Source organism: Sphingomonas oligophenolica (genome assembly GCF_039522915.1).
GTDB classification, from domain to species: domain Bacteria; phylum Pseudomonadota; class Alphaproteobacteria; order Sphingomonadales; family Sphingomonadaceae; genus Sphingomonas; species Sphingomonas oligophenolica.
In genome coordinates, this window is sequence record NZ_BAAAEH010000024.1 from 35,192 (window position 1) to 60,822 (window position 25,631).

General features: G+C 66.1%; 26 protein-coding genes. 11 read left to right on the top strand and 15 right to left on the bottom strand.

Annotated elements, in window-relative coordinates; all coding sequences use genetic code 11:
• Positions 1 to 15 precede the first annotated feature (15 nt).
• From ABD050_RS13085 to ABD050_RS13125, 9 genes are all read right to left on the bottom strand, one after another.
• The gene (locus tag ABD050_RS13085) at positions 16 to 579 is read right to left on the bottom strand and encodes a ClpP family protease (RefSeq protein WP_343889815.1); all 564 of its coding nucleotides are present in this window, start codon (positions 577 to 579) and stop codon (positions 16 to 18) included.
• Positions 580 to 642: 63 nt separating this feature from the next.
• Positions 643 to 1,524 (bottom strand): glycoside hydrolase, encoded by an 882-nt coding sequence (locus ABD050_RS13090; protein ID WP_343889816.1) that lies wholly within the window; start codon positions 1,522 to 1,524, stop codon positions 643 to 645.
• 1 nt (position 1,525) lies between these two features.
• Positions 1,526 to 3,328: a succinate dehydrogenase flavoprotein subunit gene (sdhA, locus tag ABD050_RS13095; protein WP_343889817.1), complete on the bottom strand. Its 1,803-nt coding sequence runs from the start codon at positions 3,326 to 3,328 to the stop codon at positions 1,526 to 1,528.
• Positions 3,328 to 3,714, bottom strand: coding sequence for a succinate dehydrogenase, hydrophobic membrane anchor protein (gene sdhD / locus ABD050_RS13100; RefSeq protein ID WP_343889819.1), 387 nt, complete (start codon positions 3,712 to 3,714; stop codon positions 3,328 to 3,330). The genes sdhA and sdhD overlap by 1 nt, the downstream gene beginning before the upstream one ends.
• A 1-nt stretch (position 3,715) precedes the next feature.
• Positions 3,716 to 4,132 (bottom strand): succinate dehydrogenase, cytochrome b556 subunit, encoded by a 417-nt coding sequence (gene sdhC / locus ABD050_RS13105; RefSeq protein ID WP_343889820.1) that lies wholly within the window; start codon positions 4,130 to 4,132, stop codon positions 3,716 to 3,718.
• Between the two features lie 161 nt (positions 4,133 to 4,293).
• Positions 4,294 to 5,454 carry a diguanylate cyclase domain-containing protein gene (locus ABD050_RS13110; RefSeq protein ID WP_343889821.1) on the bottom strand — a complete coding sequence of 387 codons (1,161 nt, stop codon included), beginning with the start codon at positions 5,452 to 5,454 and terminating at the stop codon, positions 4,294 to 4,296.
• Between the two features lie 250 nt (positions 5,455 to 5,704).
• Positions 5,705 to 6,739 carry a zinc-binding dehydrogenase gene (locus ABD050_RS13115; protein WP_343889822.1) on the bottom strand — a complete coding sequence of 345 codons (1,035 nt, stop codon included), beginning with the start codon at positions 6,737 to 6,739 and terminating at the stop codon, positions 5,705 to 5,707.
• Positions 6,736 to 7,233 carry a nuclear transport factor 2 family protein gene (locus ABD050_RS13120; RefSeq protein ID WP_343889823.1) on the bottom strand — a complete coding sequence of 166 codons (498 nt, stop codon included), beginning with the start codon at positions 7,231 to 7,233 and terminating at the stop codon, positions 6,736 to 6,738. The genes ABD050_RS13115 and ABD050_RS13120 overlap by 4 nt, the downstream gene beginning before the upstream one ends.
• Position 7,234: 1 nt before the next feature.
• Positions 7,235 to 8,038, bottom strand: a complete 804-nt coding sequence (locus ABD050_RS13125; protein WP_343889824.1) for an SDR family NAD(P)-dependent oxidoreductase — start codon at positions 8,036 to 8,038, stop codon at positions 7,235 to 7,237.
• 241 nt (positions 8,039 to 8,279) lie between these two features.
• On the opposite strand from ABD050_RS13125, the gene ABD050_RS13130 reads away from it, so the two are divergent.
• Genes ABD050_RS13130 through ABD050_RS13145 form a run of 4 tightly spaced genes read left to right on the top strand, consistent with a single transcriptional unit; the run spans position 8,280 to position 12,708 of the window.
• Positions 8,280 to 9,623, top strand: coding sequence for a methyl-accepting chemotaxis protein (locus ABD050_RS13130; protein WP_343889825.1), 1,344 nt, complete (start codon positions 8,280 to 8,282; stop codon positions 9,621 to 9,623).
• A 22-nt stretch (positions 9,624 to 9,645) separates the two neighbouring features.
• Positions 9,646 to 11,016 carry a methyl-accepting chemotaxis protein gene (locus ABD050_RS13135; protein ID WP_343889826.1) on the top strand — a complete coding sequence of 457 codons (1,371 nt, stop codon included), beginning with the start codon at positions 9,646 to 9,648 and terminating at the stop codon, positions 11,014 to 11,016.
• Between the two features lie 59 nt (positions 11,017 to 11,075).
• Positions 11,076 to 11,774 (top strand): SDR family NAD(P)-dependent oxidoreductase, encoded by a 699-nt coding sequence (locus tag ABD050_RS13140; protein ID WP_343889827.1) that lies wholly within the window; start codon positions 11,076 to 11,078, stop codon positions 11,772 to 11,774.
• Positions 11,764 to 12,708: a 50S ribosomal protein L11 methyltransferase gene (locus ABD050_RS13145; protein ID WP_343889828.1), complete on the top strand. Its 945-nt coding sequence runs from the start codon at positions 11,764 to 11,766 to the stop codon at positions 12,706 to 12,708. The genes ABD050_RS13140 and ABD050_RS13145 overlap by 11 nt, the downstream gene beginning before the upstream one ends.
• Here ABD050_RS13145 and phhA read toward each other — a convergent pair.
• The gene (gene phhA / locus ABD050_RS13150; RefSeq protein ID WP_343889829.1) at positions 12,692 to 13,576 is read right to left on the bottom strand and encodes a phenylalanine 4-monooxygenase; all 885 of its coding nucleotides are present in this window, start codon (positions 13,574 to 13,576) and stop codon (positions 12,692 to 12,694) included. The two genes, ABD050_RS13145 and phhA, sit on opposite strands and share 17 nt — an antisense overlap.
• Before the next feature lie 23 nt (positions 13,577 to 13,599).
• Here phhA and ABD050_RS13155 point away from each other — a divergent pair, with 23 nt between their 5' ends.
• Together ABD050_RS13155 and ABD050_RS13160 are read left to right on the top strand one after the other, a co-directional pair.
• Positions 13,600 to 14,319, top strand: a complete 720-nt coding sequence (locus ABD050_RS13155) for a TIGR02117 family protein (RefSeq protein ID WP_343889830.1) — start codon at positions 13,600 to 13,602, stop codon at positions 14,317 to 14,319.
• Positions 14,316 to 15,068: an esterase/lipase family protein gene (locus ABD050_RS13160; protein ID WP_343889832.1), complete on the top strand. Its 753-nt coding sequence runs from the start codon at positions 14,316 to 14,318 to the stop codon at positions 15,066 to 15,068. The genes ABD050_RS13155 and ABD050_RS13160 overlap by 4 nt, the downstream gene beginning before the upstream one ends.
• 458 nt (positions 15,069 to 15,526) lie before the next feature.
• On the opposite strand, the gene ABD050_RS13165 is transcribed toward ABD050_RS13160, so the two are convergent.
• Entirely contained in the window at positions 15,527 to 15,784 is a 258-nt protein-coding gene (locus ABD050_RS13165; RefSeq protein WP_343889834.1) for a hypothetical protein, read from the bottom strand.
• Between the two features lie 13 nt (positions 15,785 to 15,797).
• A complete protein-coding gene (locus ABD050_RS13170) occupies positions 15,798 to 16,796 on the bottom strand; it encodes a glycerophosphodiester phosphodiesterase (protein ID WP_343889884.1) in 999 nt (332 codons plus the stop codon).
• Between the two features lie 159 nt (positions 16,797 to 16,955).
• On the opposite strand from ABD050_RS13170, the gene ABD050_RS13175 reads away from it, so the two are divergent.
• The 5 genes from ABD050_RS13175 to ABD050_RS13195 are packed head-to-tail and all read left to right on the top strand — an operon-like array spanning position 16,956 to position 22,161.
• Complete coding sequence (locus tag ABD050_RS13175; protein WP_343889835.1) at positions 16,956 to 17,468, top strand: 2Fe-2S iron-sulfur cluster-binding protein; 513 nt, start codon at positions 16,956 to 16,958, stop codon at positions 17,466 to 17,468.
• The gene (locus ABD050_RS13180) at positions 17,465 to 18,439 is read left to right on the top strand and encodes an FAD binding domain-containing protein (protein ID WP_343889837.1); all 975 of its coding nucleotides are present in this window, start codon (positions 17,465 to 17,467) and stop codon (positions 18,437 to 18,439) included. The genes ABD050_RS13175 and ABD050_RS13180 overlap by 4 nt, the downstream gene beginning before the upstream one ends.
• Positions 18,436 to 20,643, top strand: a complete 2,208-nt coding sequence (locus tag ABD050_RS13185) for a molybdopterin cofactor-binding domain-containing protein (protein ID WP_343889840.1) — start codon at positions 18,436 to 18,438, stop codon at positions 20,641 to 20,643. Before ABD050_RS13180 ends, ABD050_RS13185 begins: the two co-directional genes overlap by 4 nt.
• Positions 20,644 to 20,650: 7 nt before the next feature.
• Positions 20,651 to 21,589: an XdhC family protein gene (locus tag ABD050_RS13190; RefSeq protein WP_343889842.1), complete on the top strand. Its 939-nt coding sequence runs from the start codon at positions 20,651 to 20,653 to the stop codon at positions 21,587 to 21,589.
• Positions 21,586 to 22,161, top strand: a complete 576-nt coding sequence (locus ABD050_RS13195; protein ID WP_343889844.1) for a nucleotidyltransferase family protein — start codon at positions 21,586 to 21,588, stop codon at positions 22,159 to 22,161. Before ABD050_RS13190 ends, ABD050_RS13195 begins: the two co-directional genes overlap by 4 nt.
• A gap of 4 nt (positions 22,162 to 22,165) precedes the next feature.
• Here ABD050_RS13195 and ABD050_RS13200 read toward each other — a convergent pair whose 3' ends face one another.
• Genes ABD050_RS13200 through ABD050_RS13210 form a run of 3 tightly spaced genes read right to left on the bottom strand, consistent with a single transcriptional unit; the run spans position 22,166 to position 25,630 of the window.
• Complete coding sequence (locus ABD050_RS13200; RefSeq protein WP_343889845.1) at positions 22,166 to 23,374, bottom strand: ABC transporter permease; 1,209 nt, start codon at positions 23,372 to 23,374, stop codon at positions 22,166 to 22,168.
• A complete protein-coding gene (locus ABD050_RS13205; RefSeq protein ID WP_343889846.1) occupies positions 23,374 to 24,240 on the bottom strand; it encodes an ABC transporter ATP-binding protein in 867 nt (288 codons plus the stop codon). Before ABD050_RS13205 ends, ABD050_RS13200 begins: the two co-directional genes overlap by 1 nt.
• Positions 24,230 to 25,630, bottom strand: coding sequence for an efflux RND transporter periplasmic adaptor subunit (locus ABD050_RS13210; protein ID WP_343889885.1), 1,401 nt, complete (start codon positions 25,628 to 25,630; stop codon positions 24,230 to 24,232). Before ABD050_RS13210 ends, ABD050_RS13205 begins: the two co-directional genes overlap by 11 nt.
• Position 25,631: the final 1 nt, after the last annotated feature.

Here is a 25,631-nt window from a genome sequence, read left to right on the forward strand (position 1 = left end):
GCGGCAAGCCCCGGTTCAGATCACGTCGAGCACCAGCCCGAGATCGCGTGCTTCCTCCGCCTCGATATACCAGTTGGCCGGTGCCTTTTCGCGCAACTCCTCGAAATCGACCCGGCTGCCCTTCACGATATCGCGAAAGCCCTCCTCCTCGATCAGGATCGAATGCTCGATCTCGTGCAGCGCTGCCTTGATCGAGGCGACGCACATGCGCAGCGGGCCGTTGATGTTGAGTTGCTTCGAGATGATCCGTTCATGGATCATCAGCCGCGTGTGGCGGGTGAGGAAGCGGCGATCGACCGGGAAGGCGGCCATGAAGGTGGCGCCCGCCGAATAGACCGCGACCTTGCCGAGGAACAGGATCTCGCGGCCATCATGATCCTCGAGCAGGCGGATATCATCGGCCATGGTGCGCGCGACCTCGGGATCGCCGCCCAGCGTGGTGAGCGCGATGACCAGCGCGCCCTCCTCGGGGCAGGCCTCGAGTTGCTGGCGGAAGCTCTGGTACATGAACTGGTCGACGGTGCCCGACAGGCGGATGTGCGGCCTGGCGAGGAGCGGATATTTGGCTGTGTCGGACATGGCGCCCCCAACCGAGATTGAATGCGGTTGTTCCGGCAGAGGCGGAATTTGCCCTGATCGAGATCAGCACTGCTCGGCGGTGTTGGCCGGGAGCGGGCCAGGCGGGATTCGGGCGTCACTGAGGTAGAAAGGGTCGGCCGCGATGTGATGCGTCGGGCCGTACGCCTTGCCGAGCGCGGCGTAGAGGGCGGGATCATAGGCCTTCAGATCGGCATCTGAGAGAATGCGGCGGCCATCGAAGATCGCGATCCGGTTCGAGTTGAACCAGAACTGGCTCCCTTCCGCCCAATATTCGCCGATGCTGGTCGAGGCATATTCGCGTTTCCATCGGCCGGCCTTCAACGCCGATGCATAGGCATGGTCGACCTCGGCATAGAGCCGGGGATCCACGGCCTGAATTGCGTCGAGCACGTCATGGGAGAATTCGTGGAGGAAGATCGTCTCGCCATAATAGCGCGAGCTGCGTTCGCCGAGCAGATCCTCGACCGCACCGCTGGTCAGGCGCCCGGCCATGCCGCGTGCGCGGGCGTTCCAGTAATCGCGGTCCGAAAGGCGCCCGATCCGCTCGTCATAATGTTTGCGCTCGCAATAAGTAAGCCGGGGATCGTCGCGTGCCGGCTTCTTCCAGGTGCGCTGCTCGGGCAGGTCGGTCGTGCTCTCGTCAGGCGCCATGACAGCGACGCGGTAGTGCCAGGCGACCAGAGTGCGGGCGAGATCGGGGCGGTAGGCAAGCATCCCTTCGACGATCGCCCGGGCCGCGAGCAGCGCCTGGTCGGGCACCTTGGCCGAGGACAGGATGGGGATGCCGTTCGCATCGACATAACGGGCGTAAAAGGGGTCCGCGAGGCCGGCCGGTGGCGAAGCCACACCGGGAGACCCGCCCGTGGGGCCGCCCAGCGCAAGCAGGAAAAGGAGCGGCAGGGCGATCGCGCCTGCCGCCGCCATCTCAATAAACCCGCTTCTTCGGCTTGATGTACTCGACGTCATCGGTGAGCGTGTAGTCGTGGACGGGGCGATAGCCGATAGTGGTCGCGCCGCCCGTCCCTCCCCAGCCGGTGAAGGTCGCGGTGGTGTGCTTCATCCAGTTGGCGTCGTCGCGCTCGGGAAAATCCTCGTTGACGTGCGCGCCGCGGCTTTCCTTGCGATTGGCGGCCGAGTTCATCGTCACCACCGCCTGGGCGATGAGATTGTCGAGCTCGAGCGTCTCGACCAGATCGGTGTTCCAGATCAGCGAGCGATCCTGGATGCCGATATCCGTCATGCGGGCATAGGTCTTGGCGATCTTCTCGACGCCCTCGCCCAGCAGCTCGTCCGAGCGGAACACCGCGCAATGCCTCTGCATCGTGCGCTGCATTTCGAGGCGGACCTCGGCGGTCGGCGAGCCGCCCTTGGCGTTGCGGAAATGATCGAGCCGGCCGAGCGCAAGCTCCTCGGAACCCTTGGGCAGCGGATTGTGCGGGGTGTTCGGCTTCAGGGTTTCCTTGAGGCGGAGGCCGGTGGCGCGGCCGAACACGACCAGATCGATCAGCGAATTGGAGCCGAGCCGGTTGGCGCCGTGGACCGAGACGCAGGCGGCCTCGCCGACCGCGAACAGGCCGGGGACGATCGTATCCGGATCGCCATCCTTCAATTGCACGACCTCGCCGTGATAATTGGTCGGGATGCCGCCCATATTGTAATGCACCGTCGGGGTGACGGGGAGCGGCTGGCGGGTCAGATCGACGCCGGCGAAAATCTTGCCAGTCTCGGTGATGCCAGGCAGCCGCTCGTGCAGCACCTTGGGATCGATATGGTCGAGATGGAGATAGATATGATCCTTCTCCTTGCCGACGCCGCGCCCCTCGCGGATTTCCATCGCCATCGACCGTGACACGACGTCGCGCGAGGCGAGGTCCTTCGCGCTCGGCGCATAGCGCTCCATGAAGCGCTCGCCCTCGGAGTTGGTGAGATAGCCGCCCTCGCCGCGCGCGCCCTCGGTGATGAGGACGCCGGCGCCGTAAATGCCGGTCGGGTGGAACTGGACGAACTCCATGTCCTGCAGCGGCAGCCCGGCGCGGAGCACCATGCCGCCGCCGTCACCGGTGCAGGTATGCGCCGAGGTCGCGGAGAAATAGGTGCGGCCATAGCCGCCGGTCGCGAGCACCACGGCGTGCGAGCGGAAACGATGGATCGAGCCGTCGTCCATGCACAAGGCGATCACGCCGCGGCACTGGCCATTCTCCATGATCAGGTCGAGCGCGAAATATTCGATGTAGAAATCGGCGTCGTACTTCAGGCTCTGCTGGTAGAGCGCGTGGAGCATCGCGTGGCCGGTGCGGTCGGCCGCGGCGCAGGTGCGCTGCGCGGGCGGCCCCTCGCCCATATTCTGCATCATGCCGCCGAACGGGCGCTGGTAGATCTTGCCCGCCTCGGTGCGGCTGAACGGCACGCCGGCATGTTCGAGTTCATAGACGGCGGCGGGCGCCTCGCGGACCATATATTCGATCGCGTCCTGGTCGCCCAGCCAATCCGATCCCTTGACGGTATCGAACATGTGCCAGGTCCAGTGATCAGGCCCCATATTGCCCAGGCTGGCGGCGATGCCGCCCTGCGCCGCGACGGTGTGGCTGCGGGTCGGGAAGACCTTGGTGATGCAGGCGGTCTTGAGCCCGCTCTCGGCGATCCCCATCGTCGCGCGCAGGCCCGATCCGCCGGCGCCCACGACCACCGCATCATAGGTGTGGTCGATGATCTTGTAGGCATCAGCCATTATGCGGGGACTCCGGCGAGCGCGATCCTGAGGATCGAGAAGATGGCGATCGCGGCGGTGGCGATCGTGAAGAAGTTGAGCAGCAGCATCAGGGCGATTCGGCTCTCGTCATGCACATAATCCTCGATCAGCACCTGAAGGCCGAGGCGGAAATGATAGAAGACCGAGACGATCAGCAGGATCATCGGGATGGCGACCCAGGCGGAAGCGAGCCAGGCGTGGAGGCCGGCATAATCATAGCCCGGCAGATGCGCGATGGAGACAAGCAGCCACAGCATCAGGAAAAGATTGCCGCCCGCGGTCACCCGCTGGTGCCACCAGTGATGCGCGCCCTCCTTTGCCGAGCCGAGACCGCGGACCCGGCCGAGTTCAGTGCCGTTGCCCATCTTATTTGCCCCCGATCAGATAGGCCCAGTACAGGACCGTGAGCGTGACCGACGCCACGAACGTGAGCCAGGCGCCGGTGCGGTTGGCCTTCAATTCATAACCCGCGCCGGTGTCCATCACGAAATGGCGGATGCCACTCGCGATATGCTGGAATAGCGAGAAGGTCAGGCCGATGCCGACGACATAGCCGATGATGTTCAACTGGCCCGTCGAGTATGTGAAGACGTTGGTGAAAGTCTCATAGGCTTCCTTACCGCTCGCCAGCGCAGCCAGCCACCAGACCAGCAGCACGGTACCGACCGTTGCCATGCCGTCTCCGGTAATGCGGTGCGTGATCGAGACGATCATGTGGATGCCGGGCTTCCACGCGAAGAGATGCGGCGAAAGCGGGCGACCGGGATTGCGTGGGCTGGCCAAGGCGTAGGATCCTCTCGGGCGATAGTGGCGCCGTATTAGTCCGCGAAGCGGGCGATGCAAGGCGGATTGGAACGACGCCTCATAGAAGGGGGCCATCCGGCTACCCGGCGCCACCCGTGCTGATTGGTGGAAGGTGCGGATTATGGGCGGTGACCGCGCCTTCAGGCCACGGCCTGTCGGCCGATGTCGCGATCGCCCGACCCGCAGAATCGAAGCTGGCCCTTGCCGCCCGCCTTGGAGCGATAGAGCGCGCCATCAGCACAGGCGATGAGATGATCGAGATCCCGCCCCTCTTCGGGTGCGAGGGCAATGCCGACACTGGCCGAGATCCGCAGATACTCGCCGTTGATTTCGTAAGGCGCGCTCAGGCTCCTGATGAGCCTGCGGGCGAGCATCTCGGCTTCCCCATCCTGGGCGATCCCCACCTGCAGAACGACGAACTCGTCGCCGCCGAGTCGCGCCACCGTGTCGCCTGCGCGCACCGTCGCCAGCATCCTGCGGGCCACCTCCTGCAGCACAAGGTCTCCGGCGGGGTGCCCATGCTGATCGTTGATCGGCTTGAAGCCATCCAGGTCGAGGAGGTGAAGCGCCAGCCGGGTGGTGCGACGCGACATCAGCGCGGCGCCTTTCTGGAATTCCTCGCGCAGCAGCAGGCGGTTGGGCAGTTTGGTCAGCGCGTCGCGCTTGGCAAGAAAGGTCATGTCGTGCTTGGCGGTCAGATGTTCGGCCATCGAGAGATAGAGATATCTGACGCTGTGCAGGCTGAGGATGGTCGTTGTCGCGACCAGCACCGCTTCGATCGCGAACAATTCGGCGTGGAGCGGGCTCTCATCGGCCGTGAGGGAGTGAAGGAAGAAGCCGATTGTTGTCGGCACGGCGACGAGAAGGAGGCTCCGGACGCAGATCACCGGACGGATCGAGATGCGCGAGACAAGGCCTGCGCCGAAGCCGAACACAAGGCTCACGGTCAGCATGTGCACCAGCGGATCGTGGAACATGAGCACTCGGCAGTTGAGCGCCCCAAGGGTGAGCGCGAACGCGTAATTGCCGAGCGCGTAGCGTTTTTCCCAGCGCTCGACCTGCACGATGTCCACCCGCGTGTCGCGGGCCCGGCGGTACGCTGCGATGACGATGACGCGCACCGTCGTGACCAGGGCTGCGGTAACCGCCAATATCGCGACAACCGGATCACCCCATTGCCAGGCGACGAGCGCGGCTACTGCGACGACGATAATGCCCATTGCGACCATCGGCAGCATCATGCCGAAAAGCATGTCGATGAACTCGCGATAGACCACTTCCGGCAGGGGTGCGGGACTCAAGCGACGATTGATTGCGCGACGGAGCGAAGAGGCCGCTCGACCTGGGGGGAGGCGAGTCATTTCCAACCAGTACAATAACCTCGGTTAACGGAAAGCGACAGCGGGACCCGCCCTGTCACAAATGCAGGCGGGTCGCTCCTGCGCACCACCCGTGGGAAGCACCGCGAATGTCGGCGCGAGGCAAGCTAGCGGCCGCCCTGCTGCGCGACGCGCGCGGGTCAGGCGCGACCATATCCGTGCGCTGGCCGAATCAGAGCCGGCGCGGATCGACCAGGTTGCCGATCGGCGCGAGCGGACCCGACATAGCGGCAACCGCGTCGGCCACGGCGCCGAGGCCGATCCGCTCGCTTAGCCAGGGACTGATGTCGATCCTGCCGTCGGCGATGCAGCTCAGCGCGAGATCCATGTCCTGCTGTTCCTCGCCCGCCGCGAAATGAATGGTCAGGCGCTTGTTCTGCGCGGCGAAGACGTGGAATTGCTCGGCCTCCATGCAATAGCCGCCCATCACGATCCGCGCCTCGAAGCCGACCGCGCCGATGATCTGCGCGAGCAGGCCAGGCTGCCCCACGCACTCATAGACCAGGGTCGCGCGGCGATTGCCGAGATCGGGAATCTGACCATAGGGAGACAATTGTCGCGGATCGACAGCGATATCGGCACCCATCGCGATCGCGACAGCGCGGCGGCGGGCATGGAAATCAGCGGCGATGATCGGGGCGATGCCGAGCAGCTTCAGGCCCGCGATTACGCCAAGGCCGATCGCGCCGCAGCCGATGACCAGAGCAACATCGGCGGCGGTCGGGCGGCCGCGGCGGGTATGTTCGAGGCCAACCGCGAGCGGCTCGGTCATCGCCGCCATGTCATCGTCGAGGTCGGACGGGATTTCCATCAGGACAGTCTCGTCGAGCAGCATGAGCTCGCCCCAACCGCCCGGGCATTCATGGCTGAAGCCGATCACCGAGTGACCACCGTCGCGGCGCATGATCGGAACCGAGGTGACGCGCCGGCCCGGTCTGACGGCGCGCAGGCTGCCCGGGCCGTAATCGATCACCTCGCCGACAAATTCATGGCCGGGGACGAAGGGCCGGGCGAAGTCGAGCCCGGCATAGGGGCCGCCGAACTGGCGCGAGAGGTCGATGACATTCTGGCCGGCATGAAGGAAATGCTGCTCCGACGCGCACAGGCCGCAACTATGGGTTCGGACCAGCGCCTGGCCCTTGCCCGGCACCGGATCGGGCATCTCGCCGACCAGAACCTGGCCGTTCTCGATATAAGCGGCTTTCATCGCCGGGCTCCCAGCACGGCGTAGGAAGGGTCGCTCGAATCACGCGCGCCCATTTCGTGGCGATCCATTTCGGTCACCTCGCGGACCTCGTCGAAGTCGCGGATGGCAAGCCTGTTATCGAGTCCCCAGCGGCCGTCGCGCCGCGACCAGCTGTCGATATAACGGCTCCAGACGCTCATCTGGAGAAGCTTCTCGCCCCGCATCATCCGCAGCGTGGCGGTGACATAGGCTTCGCTGCCGGCGCGGTCGCCGTCCAGCTCGATCAGGATATTGGACACCTGGTGCGAATGATGAAGCGTGTGGCGGTGCTGCGCGCAGATATGGTCGATCACGCCGCGCCCATCGCCCTGATAGACTTCGGGGCCGTAATCGGCCTGGCCGTCTTCATGCCAGATCGAATGGCCGAGCGGCACGTCGAGCCGGTCGACCGAGCGGCAATAGGCGTAGATCAGGTCGGAGATCGCCTGTCGGTCAGCGAGTGCCTGAATATCCATGTCACGCCTCGCCAAAGACGTGGGCACTGGCCGCGCCGACGGCGAGCGCGCGGTTGCGGCGGTTGGCGGCGGAAATCATGGCATAGCCCGGCTCCTCGTCGTCGAGCCCCCAATTCTGAACCGGCCCATGAGGCAGGCGCGCCAGGCCGAGCGCGGCCACGTCCGCCGGTCGAGCGATTGCATCGGGGACAGGCAGGCCCTTTTCAGCGAGCAAGGCGCGGAGCGCCGGCGTGTCGGTCATGTGCATGACGAGGGTGAGAACATCGACGCCGTGCGGGTGCAGCTCGTCCCACAGGCCCTCGGCAAAGGCGAGCGTGAAGGCCTTGCTGGCCGAATAGGCAGCCATGAAGCGCGACCCGCCATAGCAGGCGCCTGAATTGACCAGCAACAGACCGCCGCTGCCCCGCGCGCGCATCGGCCCCGCGAAATGATGGCAGCATTCCATCATGGTGATTGCATTGCGCTGGACCAGCGCCATCCAGGCGCCGAACGGGCGATCGAGGAAGAGCGCGCCGTTGGGATCGGCGCCGGCATTGCTGACGAACAGGCCGATCTCGCGATTTCCGACCGCATCGACGATCCGGTCGAATGCGTCCGGCACCGCGAGGTCGATCGTGGCGGTGATGCATTCGATTCCGGTGTCAGCGCGGATTTCGTCGGCGAGCGCCCCAAGCGGTTCCTCGCGCCGCGCGATCAGGATCGAAGGCATACCGGCCGCCGCGATTTGCCGCGCGAATTCACGTCCAGTGCCTTCCGAGGCGCCCGTCACGACGGCCCAGGGCCCATAACGCTCGGAAAAGAGCATGTATCTCTCCTCGTCAGCTGCAGCCCGGTGCCGAGCGGTCGACCTACCCCTGTCGATGCCTGTCTACCGCGGGCGGGAGCCATTCGCGCACGATAACACCCAGCCAGGTGACTGATCGTCGCGGCGATGGCAGGATTCGCCCGCAACCCAAGCCCAGCCTAACCCCCCCTTAACCTTATCGCGCTAGCCCGTGACCGGTAACGATCGCCAGCCACGGAGCCACGTCTTGAATCCTGCCGAAATGCCAGCCTCCGGCACGATCGCCGCCCGGATCGATCTCACCGCACGGCTGCGCGTCTTCGATGCGGACGGCTCGCTGGCGAGCGCCGGCCGCGAGGCGTGGACGGTGATCGAGCCTGAGGTCCGCCTGGTGTCGGAGGCCTATTGGCAGCAATGGCTTCGGTGCTTCGCTGACGACAGGACCTGGGCGCAGCATGAAACCCAGAAGATGATCGACGTCGGCTGCGTCTTCCTGAAGAACCGCTTCCTCGATACGGCGGGCCGCGCCTGGATCGAATCGATCGAGCGCTCGGTCGCCGCTGCCTGTGTCGGCGACGTCTCGCCGCTGGCGCTGCTTTCGATGATCAACGCAAGCGACCGCGCCGCGCTCGGGGTGATCACCCGCACCGTCGACCGCGCCGATCCGCGGCTGCCCGTGCTGGTCGACACGCTCATGCGGCTCTCGGCGATCGAGGGCGAAATCACCGTCGCCATCTACAATGGCTATCGCGAACATCATGCCCAGTCGGGCCGTGACCAGCTCGCCGCCGAGTTCCGTGACGGAATCGCTTCCATGGTCGAAAGCGCGACGAAGGAATCGGGCGCACTCAGGGGTCAGTCGATGCGCACCTCGACCTCGGCGCGCGGCATGCTGGGCAAGACATCAGAAGTGGCGGCCGCAGCCGAGGAATCGGCGGTGGCGATGCGCGAGGCGGCACAGACTGCGGCAGGCCTGATCCGCGCCATCGAGGATGCGCGCAACGAGGTCGAGGCGGCAGCCGAGATCGCCACCCGCGCCTCGTCCCAGGCAGGCGCCGCGGTCGGCATGTCGGAGGCGCTGAGCGGCCATGCCAATTCGATCGAGAGCATCCTCGGCCTGATCCGCGACATCGCCGGCCAGACCAACCTGCTGGCGCTCAACGCGACGATCGAGGCAGCGCGCGCCGGCGATGCCGGGCGCGGCTTTGCCGTCGTCGCGCAGGAAGTGAAAAGCCTCGCCAACCAGACCGCACGCGCCACCGACGACATTGCCGGCAAGATCGCCGCGATCCAGTCGGCGACGCGCTCGACGGTCGACACCAATGCCTCGATCAAGGCAACCGTCGCGGAGGTGCAGGAAAGCGCCAACCGGATTCGGTTCGCGATGGAAGCCCAGGCACAGACCGTCACCGCGATCACCGCGGCCGTCGACGAGACGGCGCTCGCGGCTGATTCAATGTCGAACACGATCGCCGCGATCCGCGAGGACACCGAAATGGTCGCGTCGGAGATCGAACGTGTCGGCCAGGGATTCGATTCCCTGGATAACAGACTTGGTACGCTCAAGAACAGCGCCGGCGAATTCGTCGCCAAGGTTGCTGCATGAGCATTTTGGGGGTGAATGACTGATGGCGCAGAACCATTCGGAGAGTCTGGGCGGCTGGAGCGGCGAGGAACGCCTGATCGCCGATCGCGTGAAGGATTATGACTGGGACGGGGCGATTGTTCCCGCCACGATCGAAATCGCGGGATTGATCGAGGGCAGGGAAACCGAAATATCGACTGCCTTCTGGGAATATTATCTCTCGCTCCCCGCGACCGCCCATCTCAGGCCCTTCTTCGACAGCGAGCGGCTCGCCAGGCAGATCGCGAAGAGCGCCACCTATACCCGCACCAAATATCTTCATGTGCTGGACGAGGAGTGGCGCAAGACCGCCTATTCCCACGCGACGGAATCCCACAGGGCGCAGGTACCGCTCCCCGCCCTGCTGTCGGCGCTGAGCCTTGCCCATAGCCGCACCCTGCTCGTGATCGAAGAGAAGCTGGGCGACGACAACAAGGACTTCCGGCGGCTCGCGGACGTCATCCAGCGCCTCGGGCTGGTCGAGGCCGATGTGATGGCCTCGCATCTCGGCGCCCAGGATGCCGATAGCGCCCGCGACGAGCGGCGGACCCGATCGGCCCAGTTCAGCGAGAGCATCGCGCGATCGATCGAGGGCGCAGCATCGCTTGGCAATCGCATCCGAGTCCAGGCGCAGACCGCCTCCGCTTCGGCGCGGGGCATGCTGGGCAAGACGTCCGAAGTCGCCGCTGCGGCCGAGCAATCAGCCGTCGCGATGCGCGAAGCGGCGCAGACCGCCACTGGACTGATCCGTGCGATCGAGGATGCGCGCAACGAGGTCGAGGCAGCAGCCGAGATCGCCACCCGCGCCGCCTCGCAGGCGGGCGCCGCCGTCGGCATGTCCGAGACGCTGAGCGGCCACGCCAATTCGATCGAGAGCATCCTCGGCCTGATCCGCGACATCGCCGGGCAGACCAACCTGCTCGCGCTCAACGCGACGATCGAGGCCGCGCGCGCCGGCGATGCCGGCCGCGGCTTTGCCGTCGTCGCGCAGGAAGTGAAGAGCCTCGCCAGCCAGACCGCACGCGCCACCGACGACATCGCCGGCAAGATCGCCGCGATCCAGTCGGCGACGCGCTCGACGGTCGACACCAATGCCTCGATCAAGTCGACTGTTTCTGAAGTGCAGGAAAGCGCCAACCGGATTCGGTTCGCGATGGAAGCCCAGGCACAGACCGTCACCGCGATCACGGCGGCGGTCGACGAGACCGCCCTCGCTGCCGACTCGATGTCCAACGTGATCGCGACGATCCGCGAGGACACCGAAAGCGTCGCAAGCGAGATCGACTCGCTCGAGCGCGAGTTCGGCGAGGTGGACGACCGGCTCAGTACCCTCAAGGGGGCGGCGGAGAGCTTCTCGGCGAGCGTCGCGGCCTGAGGCATCGCCGGCGAACGCCGGGGTGACGGATATGGGTTGCAGGCGCTATGGCCACCGCCATGACCCATATCCTTCTCACCGGCAGCAGCCGTGGCATCGGCGCGGCGATCGCCGTCGCACTCACGCGTCCTGACGTCGATCTTGCCGGCCACGGCACCGCGAGCGGCATCCCGGCCGACTTTGCCGACCCCGCCGCGCCGCTGGCGCTGTGGGACGCCGCGCTCGACCGGCTCGGCGGGCGGATCGACGTGCTGATCAACAATGCCGGCATCTTCGAGGCGAACCCGATCGACCGGCCGCAGGACGAATGGGTCGCTGACTGGGAGCGGACGATGCGGATCAATCTGACCGCCTCGGCCGAGCTCTGCCGGCTTGCGATCCTGCACTGGCAGAAGCGCGGGTCCGGCGGGCGGATCGTCAACATCGCAAGCCGCGCCGCCTATCGCGGCGACAGTCCGGCGCACTGGCATTATGCCGCGTCCAAGGCCGGCATGGTCGCGATGACCAAGAGCATTGCCCGCGGCTATGCGGCCGAGGGCATCCTCGCCTTTGCGGTGTGCCCGGGCTTCACCATGACCGGCATGGCAGAGGACTATCTGGCGAGCCGCGGCGGCGACAAGCTGCTCGCCGACATCCCGCTCGGCCGGGTGGCCGCACCGGAAGAAGTGGCCGAGGCAGCCCGTTTCCTCGCCCTCGACGCGCCGCCTTCAATGACCGGCGCGGTGATCGACGTGAACGGAGCAAGCTATGTCCGCTAGGCCGCTCGACCGTCTCGCCGGCGATTTCGGCGAAAGCTGGAAACTGACCTTCCCCTGCACCCGCGCCGAGGCGGAGGCGATCGATGTCGATTTCTCGGCGCTGGCGATGCTCGAACCGCCCCCGGTGCTGATGACCACTGAGGAAGTGGTCGACGATGCCGAGCGCTGGCGGCTCGATGCCTATTTCGACAGCAAGCCCGACAAGGCGACGATCGCAGCGATCCGCGCCCTGGTGCCGAGCGCCGCGGCGAGCACGGCAAAGGCGGAGCGGGTGCCCGACGCTGACTGGGTGACGCTGAGCCAATCGGGACTCGAGCCGGTCAGCGCCGGGCGCTTCTTCGTCCACACCGCTGAATATGCCGGGGCAATTCCGCCTGACGTGCGGGCGTTCGCGATCCCGGCCGGGCTTGCCTTCGGGACGGGCCATCACGAGACCACCACCGGCTGCCTGACGATGCTCGACGCGATGAAGCGCCGCGGTGCGCGGGTCGACAATCTGATCGATCTCGGCACCGGCACCGGCCTGCTCGCCTTCGCCGCGCTGCACCTGTGGCCGCGCGCCTATGCGACCGCAACCGACATCGACTCGATCGCGATCGACGTAACGATCGAGAATGCCGAGGCGAACGGCATTGCCCTCGGGCAGCGGCAGGGACGCGTTGCGCTGAGCGTCGCCGACGGGACTGACGATGCGCTGGTCCAGCGGCGCGCGCCTTATGACCTGGTCATCGCCAATATCCTGGCCGGACCGCTGGTCGAGATGGCGGGCGACATCGCCGGGATCTCGGCGCCGGGCGGGCAGCTGGTGCTCGCGGGCCTGCTCAAGACCCAGGCCGAGGGCGTGGCCCGGGCCTATCGGCGCCAGGGGTTCAGGCTCGCGGAGCGGCTCGACCTGGGAGACTGGGCGATCCTGCGGCTCAGGATGCGCCGATAGCGGTCGCCTTCTCGCGCGCATAGTCTTGCGAGCCATAGGTCAGCACCAGATCGTCAGGCGCGATTGCGGCGACCGGGATGTCAGGCTGCGCCATGATCCTTTCGTAGAGCGGCGCGAAATCGGTCTCGACCGTTACCCGGAGCAACTCGTCGAAGCTCGGGATGACGAAGTAGTTCTGCTGGAAATCGTCGATCCGGTACTCAGTCCGCATCACCCGTTCGAGATCGAAGGCGATCCGGTTGGGGCTCGGATCCTCCAGCGCGAAGCGGCTTTCGGCGAAGCTGCTGACGATCCCCGAGCCATAGATGCGCAGGCCTTCGGGCTCGGCGATCAGCCCGAACTCGACCGTGTACCAATAGAGCCGTGCGAGGTGCTTGAGCGCGCCGAGCTCGAGCGCCCGCTGCCCGCCCTGGCCATAAGCGACGAGATAATCGGCGAACACCGGATCGGCGAGCATCGGCACATGGCCGAACACGTCGTGGAAGACGTCGGGCTCCTGCAGATAATCGAGCTGGTCGGGCCGGCGGATGAAATTGCCGGCGACGAAGCGGCGATTCGCCATGTGCTCGAAGAACACATCGTCCGGCACCAGGCCGGGGACGGCGACGACCTGCCAGCCGGTAAGCTTCATCAGCCGTTCGGAGAGTTCCTCGAAATCGGGAATCCCCGGCTTGGAAAGCTTGAGCACGTCGAGCCCGCGCAGATAGGCCTCGGAGGCGCGACCGGGCAGCAGGCGCGCCTGACGCTCGAACAACATGTCCCACACCGCATGTTCCGCGGCGGTGTAGTGCGACCAGTCCTGCGGGATCGTCCAGTCAGCGGACGCCCCTTCGGGGGGGCGATCAAGAACATGCGTTTCGTCTGCCATGAAAATGCCATATCACACTCTCGATGCAGCCGAACATACCAGCCGTGCGAACCGGCATCACTTATGTCGGACGTACCGCCAAAGGGCTGGCCGCGGGGCTGTTCCTGATCTTCGCCTGTTATGGCGCGGCCGGCATGGCGGGCGGGGCGATCCCGTCCAATGCCGGCTGGACGGCGCCGGCTTCGGGCGTGCGCATTTATGTCGAGAGCAACGGCATCCATACCGGGCTGGTCCTGCCGGTGACGGCCGAAGGCGTTGACTGGCGCGATCTGCTCAGGCCGGAGGACCTGCGCGACCCGCGCTATGCCGGATACAGCCATGTCTCGATCGGCTGGGGCGAACGGATCTTCTATCTCGAGACGCCGACCTGGGGCGATGTCAGGCTGAAGACCGTGGCCGCCGCCGCGATCGGCAGCGACCGGACTGTCATGCATGTGGAGCATGTGCCCGAGCCGCACGTTGACGCCGACAGCGAGGAGGACTTGCGTGTCATCACGTTGCGGCCGGAGGAATATCGCCGCCTTGTCGATTTCATTCATATGAGCTTCAAGAATGAAGGCGGAGAACGGCCGGTCCATCAATATGGCTATGACGTTTATGACAGCTTCTACGACGCCCGCGGCCATTACAACGCAATCACGACCTGCAACGCCTGGACTGGCGATGCGCTGCGCCACGCCGGCGTGCGCGTCGGCGCCTGGACACCCTTTCCAGTGACGGTGCTCGGATGGTTCGCAGCATGACCCGGAATGGCGCCAACGCCCTGAACGTTGCGACAAGCCTGAGGTGCGAGGGCGAGATCCGCGCGCCGTCGTTGCTGCTCTGGGCAGCCGAGGTGCCGCGCGGCGCATGGGGGCTCGCATCCTTGCTCTGGTCGCAGGCGACGCTGGCCGCGGGGCCGAAAGGCGATGGCCGCCCGATCCTGCTCCTGCCCGGCCTCGTCAATTCGGACCGCTCGAACCTGCTGATGCGGCGGTATCTGAGGCATCTCGGCTACCGCGTCGAAGGCTGGGGCCTTGGCCGCAACCTCGGCGCCCGCGCGGTTGGCGCCGACGGCGAGAAGCTGGTCGAGCGGATCCGGGCGCTTCATGACGAGTCCGGCCAACAGGTCACGCTGATCGGGATCAGTCTCGGCGGGATCATGGCGCGCTTCGCCGCGCACCGTGCTCCCGAGCTGGTGCGGGAGGTCATCACGATCAGTTCGCCCTTTGCGGGATCACCACGGGCGACGAATGTGTGGCGCGCCTTCGAGCTGCTGACCGGGGACCGGATCGACAGCGACCGGGTCCGCGCCCAGGCCGCCGAAGTCGCGACCCCGCTCCCGGTGAAGGCGACCGCGATCTGGAGCCGGAGCGACGGGCTGGTGAACGGACTGATCTGCCGCGCCGACGATCCCGGGTGCCGCAATATCGAGATCAGGAGCAGCCATCTCGGCGTCCAGGTGCGGCCCGAGACGCTGCGCGCGCTCGCGGATGTGCTTGGCGAACGCTAGCCGGGTCCGAACGGCGGCGCGGCTTTCCCGCTGTTTTCCGCTGTTCTTCGAAAAATTATTTTTTCCCGCTGTTATGTTGGATTTTGAAGACGATTTGATCGCTCTTTATCAACCACTTGGCGGAGATTCCGCTGTTATCGAATAACAGCGGGGAAACAGCGGAGAACAGCGGGATTAACAGCGGGCGGAACAGCGGCGCAGTCGAAATAACAGCGGGAGGCCACCCGCCCTAACGTATAGCAGTCATGTCAAAGAGCGGGGTGGAGCGGTTTTGGGGCACCGTCCGCCAGGACAATCTCTCGATATTCGTTGGGGTTGAATCACCGCCCCACACCTCAACCGTCATGCCTGACTCGTTCCGGCATCCATCGTTCCGCATACAGATCAGCGTTTTGGTTTGCGGCGCGATGGACCCCGGAACAAGTCCGGGGTGACGCTGTAAGCTGGTCAAATTGCCCCTAATTCCGGCCGTCACGCTCATATTGAGCGCAATCGGGGCCGCCATGTTTGCGGCACTCTTTCATCGCCTTTTCGCGCTCCTTGCGGGCCTTGCGGCCGGCATTGCGATCAGCCTCGCTCTGGCTGGTCGTCGTCCAGTCGACCGCCTTGCTGGTGGCCTTGACGGGCAAGGTGACGACGTTGACCGCAGTTCGGGCGAGGCAGCCGCCCGCCAGCATCGGCAGCAGCGCGGCGACGGGAAACAGAAATCGGCGCATCGCGAAAAACTCTTCACTGGCCCGGGGCATTCCGGGCGGCGGCGTCGCGGGCCTGGACACCGATATAGGTGAAATCGGTGAAGAAGCCGTCGATGCCAAGTGCCAGATAACGCTGAATTTCGTCAGAAAGACGGCCATGGGCGCGCGGATTGATGCCGACGCGGAGCGACGACGGCAGGAAGTAATTCTCGGCGCGGAAAGTCCAGGGGTGGAGCCTGAGGCCGGCGGCGTGGGCATCGGCGACGAGCGTCGTCGGTGCCTTGTCGCCCTTCCGGATCATGTCCTTGTTGGGGCCGATTCCCCAGGCATAGGCGGCGACCGCCTTCAGCCCCTCGGGCGTTGCCATCGCGGCGTAACTCGGCGCCGCGTTGTCGGCCGGCGCGCCGCTTGAATCCATCAGCTGGATGAGACGGATGCCGGTGAGCCTGTGCAGCAGCTTGAGATTGTTCACCTCGAAGGACTGGATGAACACCGGCGCGTGCGCGTCGTGCCAGCCGGCCGCCTCGAGCTGCTCGACCAGCCTCTTCTCCATCGGCTTGCCGATCGAGGCGAAATAGCTGGGATGCTTGGTCTCGGGATAGATGCCGACGACCCGGTCGCCGACTGAATTCTTCTTCGCGAGTGCGATGATCTCGGCGAGCGTCGGCACCTCGAACTGGCCGTCGAATTTCGCATTGTCGGGGCGGAGCAGCGGCAGGCGCTCCTTCGCGCGGAGGGTCTTCAGCTCAGCCAGGGTGAAATCCTCGGTGAACCAGCCATGATGCTTCTCGCCGTCGATCACCTTCACCGTCTTGCGGTCGGCGAATTCGGGATGCTTCGAGACGTCGGTCGTGTCGGTGATGTCATTCTCGTGCCGGGCGACGAAGACATCGTCCTTCGTCAGGACCAGATCGGGCTCGATGAAATCGGCGCCCTGCTCGATCGCGAGCTGATAGGAGGCAAGCGTATGCTCGGGGCGCATGCCGCTGACGCCGCGGTGCGCGATGATGATCGGAGGGGAAAGCGGGACCATGGGCGCAGTCTGCCCGATGGCCGCGACCGGCGCCAGCAGCAGCAGGGCGAGGAAATTTCGCTTGTGAAAAGACAGCTTCAAAACTTTCATGCTCGTACCTATCTCCCGGAAACCATCCAGCCTGAACGCGTTACCCCAAAACCAGGAGGGGCATCCCCCATGCATTTCACGATCAACGGGGCGCCCCGCGAGGCTGAACCCGATATCCGCGCTTCGCTGCTCGATCTGCTCCGCGAGCATCTCGGGCTGACCGGCACCAAAAAGGGCTGCGACCACGGCCAGTGCGGCGCCTGCACCGTGCTGGTGAACGGCCGGCGGATCAATTCCTGTCTCACGCTCGCGGTCATGCATCAGGATGATGACATCTTGACGATCGAAGGGCTCGGCAGCGCCGACACGCTCCACCCGCTCCAGGCGGCGTTCGTGAAGCATGACGGCTTCCAGTGCGGCTATTGCACGCCGGGGCAGATCTGCTCGGCGGTCGGGATGCTCGACGAAGTCGCGAAGGGCTGGCCGAGCCATGTCAGCGGGTCGCTTGACGCAATCGACCTCAACGACGCCGAGATATCCGAGCGGATGAGCGGCAATCTCTGTCGCTGCTCGGCTTATCCCAATATCGTCGACGCCATATCGGAGGTCGCCGGGCTGGCGCCATCGGGTGCCGACGCATGAAGAGCTTCGACTATGCCAGGGCGGACAGCCCGGAGGCTGCGGTCGCGGCGGGAGGCCGATTCATCGCGGGTGGCACAAACCTGCTCGACCTGATGAAGCTGCAGATCGAGACGCCTGAAAAGCTGGTCGATATCAGCCGGCTCGACCTAGCCGATATCGAGGAGCGCGCGGACGGTGGCCTGACGATCGGCGCGCTGGTGCCGAACAGCGATCTCGCCGCCGACCGGCGCGTGATCAAGGGCTATCCGGTACTGAGCCGGGCATTGCTCGCCGGCGCCTCAGGGCAGCTCCGCAACAAGGCGTCGACGGGGGGCAATCTGCTCCAGCGGACGCGCTGCTATTATTTCTACGACACCGCCATGCCCTGCAACAAACGCGACCCCGGCAGCGGCTGTTCGGCGATCGGCGGGTTCAACCGAATCCTCGCCGTGCTCGGGACGAGCGACCAGTGCATCGCGACTCATCCGAGCGACATGGCGGTGGCGATGCGCGCCCTCGACGCGACCATCGTGACTCTGAAACCCGATGGCGACCGGCGCCGGATCGCGATCGGCGATTTCTACCGGCTGCCGGGCGACACGCCGCAGATCGAAACGGTGCTCGAGGGTGGCGAACTGATCACCCATGTCGAACTGCCGCCACCGCCGGCGGGCACCCAGCTCTATCGCAAGGTGCGCGACCGGGCATCCTATGCCTTTGCGCTGGTTTCGGTGGCTGCGATCATCTCGGTCGAGGACGACAGGATCGCCTCGGCCGCGCTCGCCTTTGGCGGCCTCGGCCCGATGCCGTGGCGCAATCCGGCCGTGGAAGCGGCGTTGGTCGGCAACGCCCCCTCCACCGCCGTGTTCGAAGCAGCGGCGGATGCGTTGCTCGCCGGCGCGAAGGGTTCCGGCTCGAACGACTTCAAGATTCCCCTGACGAGGCGCGTACTGATCGCGTGCCTGCGTGACCTGACCGGCGGTACTGCATGAGCGACTATGTGATGGACGCCGATCACCCCGGCCTCGCGATGGATCGCGGGGTGCAGGATGTGCTCGGCAAGGGGATCGACCGGATCGACGGCGTGCTCAAGGTGATGGGTGCAGCGACCTATGGCTATGAGCATCAGGTCGGCGACCAGGTCGCCTATGGCTATCTGATCACCGCACCCGCCGCGAAGGGCAAGGTGATCGGCTTCGATACCGACGCGGCGCGCGCCGTGCCCGGCGTGCTCGACATCATCGTCGACGACCCGCGTATTCCGCGCCAGGCGGCGGGCTTCGTGCCGGCGAAGCGCGGCAATGCGGCGATCGACCATTGGGACCAGGTGATCGGCGCTGCGATCGCGACCAGCTTCGAGGCGGCGCGGGAAGCGGCACGCGCAGTGCGGGTCGAGATCGAGGCCGAAGCCGGCCGCTTCGACACGCTCGCCCATGTTACCCATGCAAGCGGGCCGCCGGCGGATTCGCGGCTGAAGGATGTTGCCAAGGGCGATATCGAGGCGGCGATGGCCGAGGCGGCTGCCTGTATCGACCAGGTCTATTCGACCCCGCACCAGGTCCATGCCGCAATGGAGCCGCACGCCTCGATCGCGGTGTGGGAGGGGAAGAAGCTCACGCTGTATTCGAGCCTGCAGATCCTCGGCGCAGCCAAGGCAGTGCTCGCCGGCGCGCTGCGGATCGAGCCCGGCAATGTCCGGATCGTCTCGCCCTATATCGGCGGCGGATTCGGCGGCAAGATGCTCGGACCCGAAGCGGTGATGGCGGCGATCGCGGCCGAGCGGCTGGGCCGGCCGGTGAAGATCGCGATGGCGCGCGCGCAGCTGTTCCACAATGTCTATCGCCGCACCGACACGCATCAACGGATCCGCCTCGCCGCCGATGCCGACGGGAAGCTGACTGCGATCGGGCATGACAGCGTGGTGAGCCAGGGCCCCGACGGCGGATTCATGGAGCCGGTCGCGCTCGGCACGATCGCGCTCTACGCGGCGCCAGCGCGCCATATCAGCCACAAGATCGTGACGCTCGACATGGTCCAGGCCGGCGCGGTTCGGGCGCCGGGCGAGGCGGTCGGCATGCTCGCGCTCGAGACCGCCATGGACGAGCTGGCCGAGAAGCTCGGCCGCGATCCGATCGATTTCCGCAAGCTCAACGAGCCGGCGGTCGATCCCATGACCGGCGCGCCTTTCTCGACGCGGCGGCTGGTCGAATGCCTCGACGAAGGCGCGCGGCGCTTCGGGTGGGCGAACCGCTCGGCGACGCCGGGCTCGGTCCGCGAGGGCGAATGGCTGATCGGCATGGGCATGGCGGCGGCGGTGCGGATCAACCTGCTGATCGATTCCGAGGCACGGGTGACGCTCGGCAGCGATGGCCGCGCCCGAATCGAGACCGACATGACCGATATCGGCACCGGGACCTACACGATCCTCGCCCAGATCGCGGGCGAGTCGCTCGGGCTGCCGATCGACTGCATCGATGTGAAGCTCGGCGACAGCGACATGCCGACCGGCGCGGGCTCGGGCGGGTCGTTCGGCGCGGCCAGCGCCGGATCCTCGGTCGCGCTTGCCTGCGAGGATATCGTCGCCGAGCTGGCGAAGCGGATGGACACCAGCCCAGAGAACATGACGTTGAAGGATGGCCATGCCATCGCCGGCAACCGCCGCGTCTCACTCGATACGCTGGTGGGCGACGCGCCTTTGGTGGCGACCGGCAAGATCAGCCAGGGCAGCAATGCGCGCAGTTTCAGCCAGGCGGCGCATGGCGCGCAATTCGCCGAGGTCGCGGTCAATGCGGTGACCGGTGCCGTGCGCGTGCGGCGAATGCTCGGCGTGTTCGAGGCCGGGCGAATCCTGAACGCCAAGACGGCGCGGAGCCAGGCGATCGGCGGGATGATCTGGGGAATCGGCTATGCGCTGATGGAGGGCCTCGAGCTTGACACGCGCTACGGCCAGTTCGTGAACCATGATCTCGGCGAATATCATGTGCCGGTGCATGCCGATGTACCGCATCTCGACGTGCATTTCATCGAGGATGTGGACCGGCACGCCAACCCGATCGGGGTGAAGGGGCTTGGCGAACTGACCATTTCCGGCGCCGGTGCTGCGGTGACTAATGCGATCTACAATGCCTGCGGGGTGCGGGTGCGCGACTTCCCGATGACGCTCGACAAGGTGCTGGCGGGATTGCCGCCGATATGAGGTTCTGATGGCCGATAACGACACAGTCCTCGCCGCGGCACAAAGCTGGAAGGGCGCGCCGATGGCGATCGCCACGGTCGTCTCGACCTGGGGATCGGCGCCGCGGCCAAGGGGCAGCCATATGCTCGTCCATGCCGATGGCCGTTTCGAGGGCTCGGTCTCGGGCGGCTGCGTCGAGAGCGACATCCTCGCGACCGCAGCCGAGGTGATCGCGGGCGCGCCATTCCAGGTGAAGACCTATGGCATCGCCGACGCAGCCGCCTGGGAAGTGGGCCTGCCCTGTGGCGGCGAGATTTCAGTAATGGTCCAGCCGGTCTCGGCCGAGGGTTTCGACCCCGAATTGTTCGACCGGATCGCCGAGGCGCGCGAGGCAGGCAAGGCGCTCACGATCGCCACCGACCTTGCGACCGGGCACAGCGATGCGCGGCCGATCGAGACGGGCTCGGCCTTCATCAACCGCTATGATCCGCCGCGCCGCTTGCTCATCGTCGGCGCCGTGCAGATCGCCCAGGCGCTGGCTGGTCTGGCGCGCGAGCTTGGCATCGAGACGGTGGTAATAGACCCGCGGGCGCGTTTCCTGACCGAGGAGCGGTTCCCCGGCGTGGCGCTCAATGACGGCTGGCCCGACGAGGCAGTCGCCGCCTATGCGCCCGGGCCTTCGACCGCTGTCGTCACGCTCAGCCATGACACCAAGATCGACGATCCTGCGCTGATCGCCGCGCTGGCCGCGCCGACTGCCTATGTCGGTGCGCTGGGATCGCGGCGCAGCCATGCCGCGCGGCGGGAGCGGTTGGCGGCGGCGGGAGTGACCGAGGCCGATCTCGACCGGATCGATGCGCCGGTCGGGCTCGATATCGGCGCGATCGGCCCGGCGGAAATCGCGCTGTCGATTGCCGCGGCGATGGTGGGCGCGTTCAACGCCCGCGAGGACAGGAAAAAGGCATGATCGCTGCCGAAAAGACCGCCCTGATCCTGCTCGCCGCCGGCCGTTCGAAGCGCTTTGGCGAGGCCGACAAGCTCGAGCAGCTGTTCCTGCGCAAGCCGCTCGCCTTTCATGTCGTGACCGCGCTCGAGGCTATTCCCTTCCAGGCCCGCTTCGTGGTCAGGAACGGCACCAATCTCGATTTCGAAAGCCGGGGCTACCGCCTGATCCACAATGACGCGCCGGAAATCGGCATATCGGAATCAGTGAAGCTCGGCGTTGCCTGCGCGAGGGCCGAGAGCCCGGAAGCGGTATTGATCGCGCTTGCCGATATGCCGCGCGTCACGGCGACTCATGTCTATAACCTGCTCGATGCGGCCGACAGTGCCGACGCCGTCGTCGCTTCGACCGACGGGGTGAATCCGTGCCCGCCGGCAGTGTTCGGCGCCGGCCGGTACGAGGCGCTGCTGGCACTGGAGGGCGATGCGGGCGCGCGGGCGATGGTGCTCGCCGGGCGCCATGTCTACGCGCCGGCGCGCGAGTTGATCGACATCGATACGCCCGAGGACCTGGAGCGGCTGCGGGCGCTGCGATAATCCGTCACTCGTGCCGAAGCGCATCGATCGGGTTGAGCGACGCAGCCCGGCGCGCCGGGAAATAGCCGAACACGACGCCGATCAGCGCCGAAATCGCAAACGCGATCACGTTGATCTGCGGCACGAACAGGAAGCTGACCTTCATCACCGGCGCGAGCGAAACGACCGCGATCTGCGCGATGACCAACCCGATCACGCCGCCCAGGCACGACAGGGCCACTGCCTCGACCAGGAACTGGAGCAGCACCTCGCGCGCGACGGCGCCGATCGCGAGTCGGATGCCGATCTCGCGGGTCCGTTCAGTGACCGAGACGAGCATGATGTTCATGATCCCGATTCCGCCGACCAGCAGCGAGATTGCGGCGACCGCTGTCACGATGCCGGTCAGCAAGGTCGTCGTGCCGGTCAGCGTGTCCGAGATCTGCTTGGTGTCGAAGATGTTGAAATCGTCTTCCTTGCTGCCGTTGATGTTGCGGCGTTCGCGCAGCAGATCCTCGATCGAGGACTGGACCACTGCGGTCGAATAGGCTTCGTCGACGCCGACCAGCATCAGGCGGATATCGCGGCTGCCGGTGAAGCGGCGCTGCACCGTCTTGATCGGCATGATGACGACATCGTCCTGATCGCCGCCGAACCCGGCCTGGCCGCGCGTCGACAGCGTGCCGATCACGTCGCACGAAATGCCGCCGAGACGGATTCGCGTGCCGATCGCCTCGCCGCCATTGAACAGATTCTTGGCGACGGTGCTGCCGACGATGCACACCGCCTTGCCGGCCTGTTCCTCGATCGTGGTGAAATAGCGGCCGCTGGTGAGCGGCCAGGGCTGGACGTCGAAATAGGCGCTGGTCGTGCCGTTGATCGTCGTCGACCAGTTGGCGCCTTCATAGATCGCCGTGCCGGTCGACTGGGCCTGCGGCGCGACGGCGGTGACGCCGGCGATCTGGTTGGCGATCGCCTCGACATCCTCGGGCTTGAAATCGGGCGGACGCGGGCCGCCGCCGCCGCGGCCAAAGCCCTGGCCGGGGCGGACCTGGAGGACGTTGGTACCGAGCGACGCGATCGACTTCTGCACCGCGGCGGTGGTCGCCTGGCCGAGCGTGACCATGGTGACGACCGCCGCGACGCCGATGATGATGCCGAGCGTTGTGAGGAACGACCGCAATTTGTGGCGCGCGATCGAGCGGATCGCGAGGAGGAAGGTGGTGCCGAGCATTATATTCCCCCCTCCCCTTCAGGGGAGGGACTGGAGGCGGGGGGCGCTGGCGGGCTGTCGAGTGAGCCTACCCCGACCCCTCCCCTGAGGGGGACAGACTCGTCTGCCGACACCCGCTCCCCGCGCGCGCGCTGAGTCTCGATCCGTTCGACCAGCCCGTCCTTGAAATGAACGATGGTGTGCGCGAAGGCGGCCATTTCCGGCTCGTGAGTGACCATCAGCACGGTGATGTTGCTGTCGCGGTTGAGCCCGCTGAGCAATTCCATGATCTCGACCGAACGCTCCGAATCGAGATTGCCGGTCGGTTCGTCGGCGAGCAACACGTCGGGCGAGGTGACGATCGCGCGGGCGATCGCGACGCGCTGCTGCTGGCCGCCGGAAAGCTCGGCCGGCGTGTGATCCCACCAGGCGGCAAGCCCCACCTTGTCGAGCGCGGCCATCGCCGCGTCGTGCCGATCCTTCTTCGCATCGCCGCGATACAGCAACGGCAGCTCGACATTTTCGAGCGCTGTGGTGCGGGCGAGCAGGTTGAAGCCCTGGAAGACAAAGCCGAGATATTTGCGGCGCAGCAGCGCGCGCTGGTCACGATCGAGCGTCTCGACATGCCGGCCCCGGAACAGGAAGGTGCCGGCACTCGGCACGTCGAGGCAGCCGAGGATGTTCATCATGGTCGACTTGCCCGAGCCCGAGGCGCCCATCACCGCGACGAGATCGCCCTGGGCGATGTCGAGATCGACTCCCTTCAGCGCCTGGAACGCCGTTGCGCCCTCGCCATAGATTTTGGTGACGCCGCGCAGCGAGATGATCGGCGCGGCGCGCGCGGCACCGGCGCCCGTCGCGGTCGTTACGGGCGCATTACTGGCCACTGCGCTGTCCGCCGCCAGCGGCCGCGCCGCTGCCCGCGCCCGAGCGCCGTTTCTTGCTGCTGCCCGACCCGGTGCCCGAAAGCTGGCCGGTGATCACCTGCATGCCGGGCTGGAGGTCGCCGCCGACCACCTCGGTCATGGTACCGTTGGTCACGCCGGTGGTGATGCTGACCGCCCTGGGCTGGCCGCTATCGTCCTTTACATAGACGGTCTGCGAACCGCCGCGAACGACCGACGCGTCGCCCCTGGCGCCGGCGCCGCCGCGTGGCCGTCGCGGCATGAGCGCGCCCGCGATTCCGCCGCTGGCGGCAGCGCTCGGCGTGGCAGTCGCAACGGGCTTGAAGCGCAGCGCCGCATTGGGGACGAGCAGCACGTTGTTCCGGGCGGTCGTCACGATATCGGCGGTCGCGGTCATGCCGGGGCGAAGCTGCTGATCGGCATTGGAGACGCTGAGCGTCGCGCCATAGGACACGACCTGAGCGGTCGTCGTGCTGGTCGTCGACGAGGTGCTCGACTGCGCGCTCAGGTTCGAGCCGAGATCGACCCGGGTGATCGAGGCGGGGAAGGTCTTGCCCGGAAAGGCGTCGACGGTGAAGCTTGCCTGCTGGCCCTGCTTGACCGAACCGACATCGGCCTCGTCGATCGCGACCTCGAGCTTCATCGAACTCAGATCCTGGGCGATGACAAACAGGGTCGGCGTGCTGAACGAGGCGGCCACGGTCTGGCCCGGCTCAATCTGGCGGGTGAGGACGACGCCGTTCACGGGCGAGCGGATCACCGTCTTGGTGAGCTGGGTGACGTTCGAGGAAAGCGTCGCCCGTGCCGACACGACATTGGCCTGGGCCGCACGGAGATTGGCGACGGCGCGGTCGCGGTCGGCGATCCCCTGGTCCATCTCGGTCTTGGCCGGGACGCGCCCGCCCGACAACCTGCTCACTTCCTGGAAGCGCGCGAGCGTCGCCTTCGACTGGTCAAGCGACGCCTGGTTCTGCGCGACCGTCGCCACCGCCGCGTCAAGGGCTGCCTTGCTCTGGTTGACGGTATCATTGAAGCGCGACGGATCGACCAAAGCGAGCGGCTGGCCTGCCGTCACCCGATCATTAACGTCGACGACGACCTTGGTGATAAGGCCGGACAGTTCGGAGCCGACTTCGACCTGGTTGGTCGGCGCGAGCTTGCCGGTCGCGGAAACGGTGACCGAAAGCGATCCGCGCGCGACCGGCTCAGTCGCATATTGGACGGTGGTCGTCCCGCCGAAAAAATGCAGGCCGAGCAGGACCAACAGGATGACGCCGACGCCAACGAGCGCCCATTTCGCGTAACGCTGCCACCAGGGCACTGGTTTCGCACCCAGGAATTCGTCGAGATTTTCATTGTCGATAGTGGCCATC

Excerpts from the sequence above, each read along its gene's own strand:
- ABD050_RS13155 (WP_343889830.1), top strand. The coding sequence starts at position 13,600 with ATGCAGCCGAACATACCAGCCGTGCGAACCGGCATCACTTATGTCGGA.
- ABD050_RS13135 (WP_343889826.1), top strand. The coding sequence starts at position 9,646 with ATGGCGCAGAACCATTCGGAGAGTCTGGGCGGCTGGAGCGGCGAGGAA.
- ABD050_RS13145 (WP_343889828.1), top strand. The coding sequence starts at position 11,764 with ATGTCCGCTAGGCCGCTCGACCGTCTCGCCGGCGATTTCGGCGAAAGC.
- ABD050_RS13115 (WP_343889822.1), bottom strand. The coding sequence starts at position 6,739 with ATGAAAGCCGCTTATATCGAGAACGGCCAGGTTCTGGTCGGCGAGATG.
- ABD050_RS13165 (WP_343889834.1), bottom strand. The coding sequence starts at position 15,784 with ATGCGCCGATTTCTGTTTCCCGTCGCCGCGCTGCTGCCGATGCTGGCG.
- ABD050_RS13090 (WP_343889816.1), bottom strand. The coding sequence starts at position 1,524 with ATGGCGGCGGCAGGCGCGATCGCCCTGCCGCTCCTTTTCCTGCTTGCG.
- sdhD (WP_343889819.1), bottom strand. The coding sequence starts at position 3,714 with ATGGGCAACGGCACTGAACTCGGCCGGGTCCGCGGTCTCGGCTCGGCA.
- ABD050_RS13130 (WP_343889825.1), top strand. The coding sequence starts at position 8,280 with ATGCCAGCCTCCGGCACGATCGCCGCCCGGATCGATCTCACCGCACGG.
- ABD050_RS13200 (WP_343889845.1), bottom strand. The coding sequence starts at position 23,374 with ATGCTCGGCACCACCTTCCTCCTCGCGATCCGCTCGATCGCGCGCCAC.
- ABD050_RS13140 (WP_343889827.1), top strand. The coding sequence starts at position 11,076 with ATGACCCATATCCTTCTCACCGGCAGCAGCCGTGGCATCGGCGCGGCG.
- phhA (WP_343889829.1), bottom strand. The coding sequence starts at position 13,576 with ATGGCAGACGAAACGCATGTTCTTGATCGCCCCCCCGAAGGGGCGTCC.
- ABD050_RS13125 (WP_343889824.1), bottom strand. The coding sequence starts at position 8,038 with ATGCTCTTTTCCGAGCGTTATGGGCCCTGGGCCGTCGTGACGGGCGCC.
- ABD050_RS13195 (WP_343889844.1), top strand. The coding sequence starts at position 21,586 with ATGATCGCTGCCGAAAAGACCGCCCTGATCCTGCTCGCCGCCGGCCGT.
- ABD050_RS13160 (WP_343889832.1), top strand. The coding sequence starts at position 14,316 with ATGACCCGGAATGGCGCCAACGCCCTGAACGTTGCGACAAGCCTGAGG.
- ABD050_RS13175 (WP_343889835.1), top strand. The coding sequence starts at position 16,956 with ATGCATTTCACGATCAACGGGGCGCCCCGCGAGGCTGAACCCGATATC.
- ABD050_RS13185 (WP_343889840.1), top strand. The coding sequence starts at position 18,436 with ATGAGCGACTATGTGATGGACGCCGATCACCCCGGCCTCGCGATGGAT.
- ABD050_RS13210 (WP_343889885.1), bottom strand. The coding sequence starts at position 25,630 with ATGGCCACTATCGACAATGAAAATCTCGACGAATTCCTGGGTGCGAAA.
- sdhA (WP_343889817.1), bottom strand. The coding sequence starts at position 3,328 with ATGGCTGATGCCTACAAGATCATCGACCACACCTATGATGCGGTGGTC.
- ABD050_RS13180 (WP_343889837.1), top strand. The coding sequence starts at position 17,465 with ATGAAGAGCTTCGACTATGCCAGGGCGGACAGCCCGGAGGCTGCGGTC.
- ABD050_RS13085 (WP_343889815.1), bottom strand. The coding sequence starts at position 579 with ATGTCCGACACAGCCAAATATCCGCTCCTCGCCAGGCCGCACATCCGC.
- ABD050_RS13170 (WP_343889884.1), bottom strand. The coding sequence starts at position 16,796 with ATGGTCCCGCTTTCCCCTCCGATCATCATCGCGCACCGCGGCGTCAGC.
- ABD050_RS13190 (WP_343889842.1), top strand. The coding sequence starts at position 20,651 with ATGGCCGATAACGACACAGTCCTCGCCGCGGCACAAAGCTGGAAGGGC.
- ABD050_RS13120 (WP_343889823.1), bottom strand. The coding sequence starts at position 7,233 with ATGGATATTCAGGCACTCGCTGACCGACAGGCGATCTCCGACCTGATC.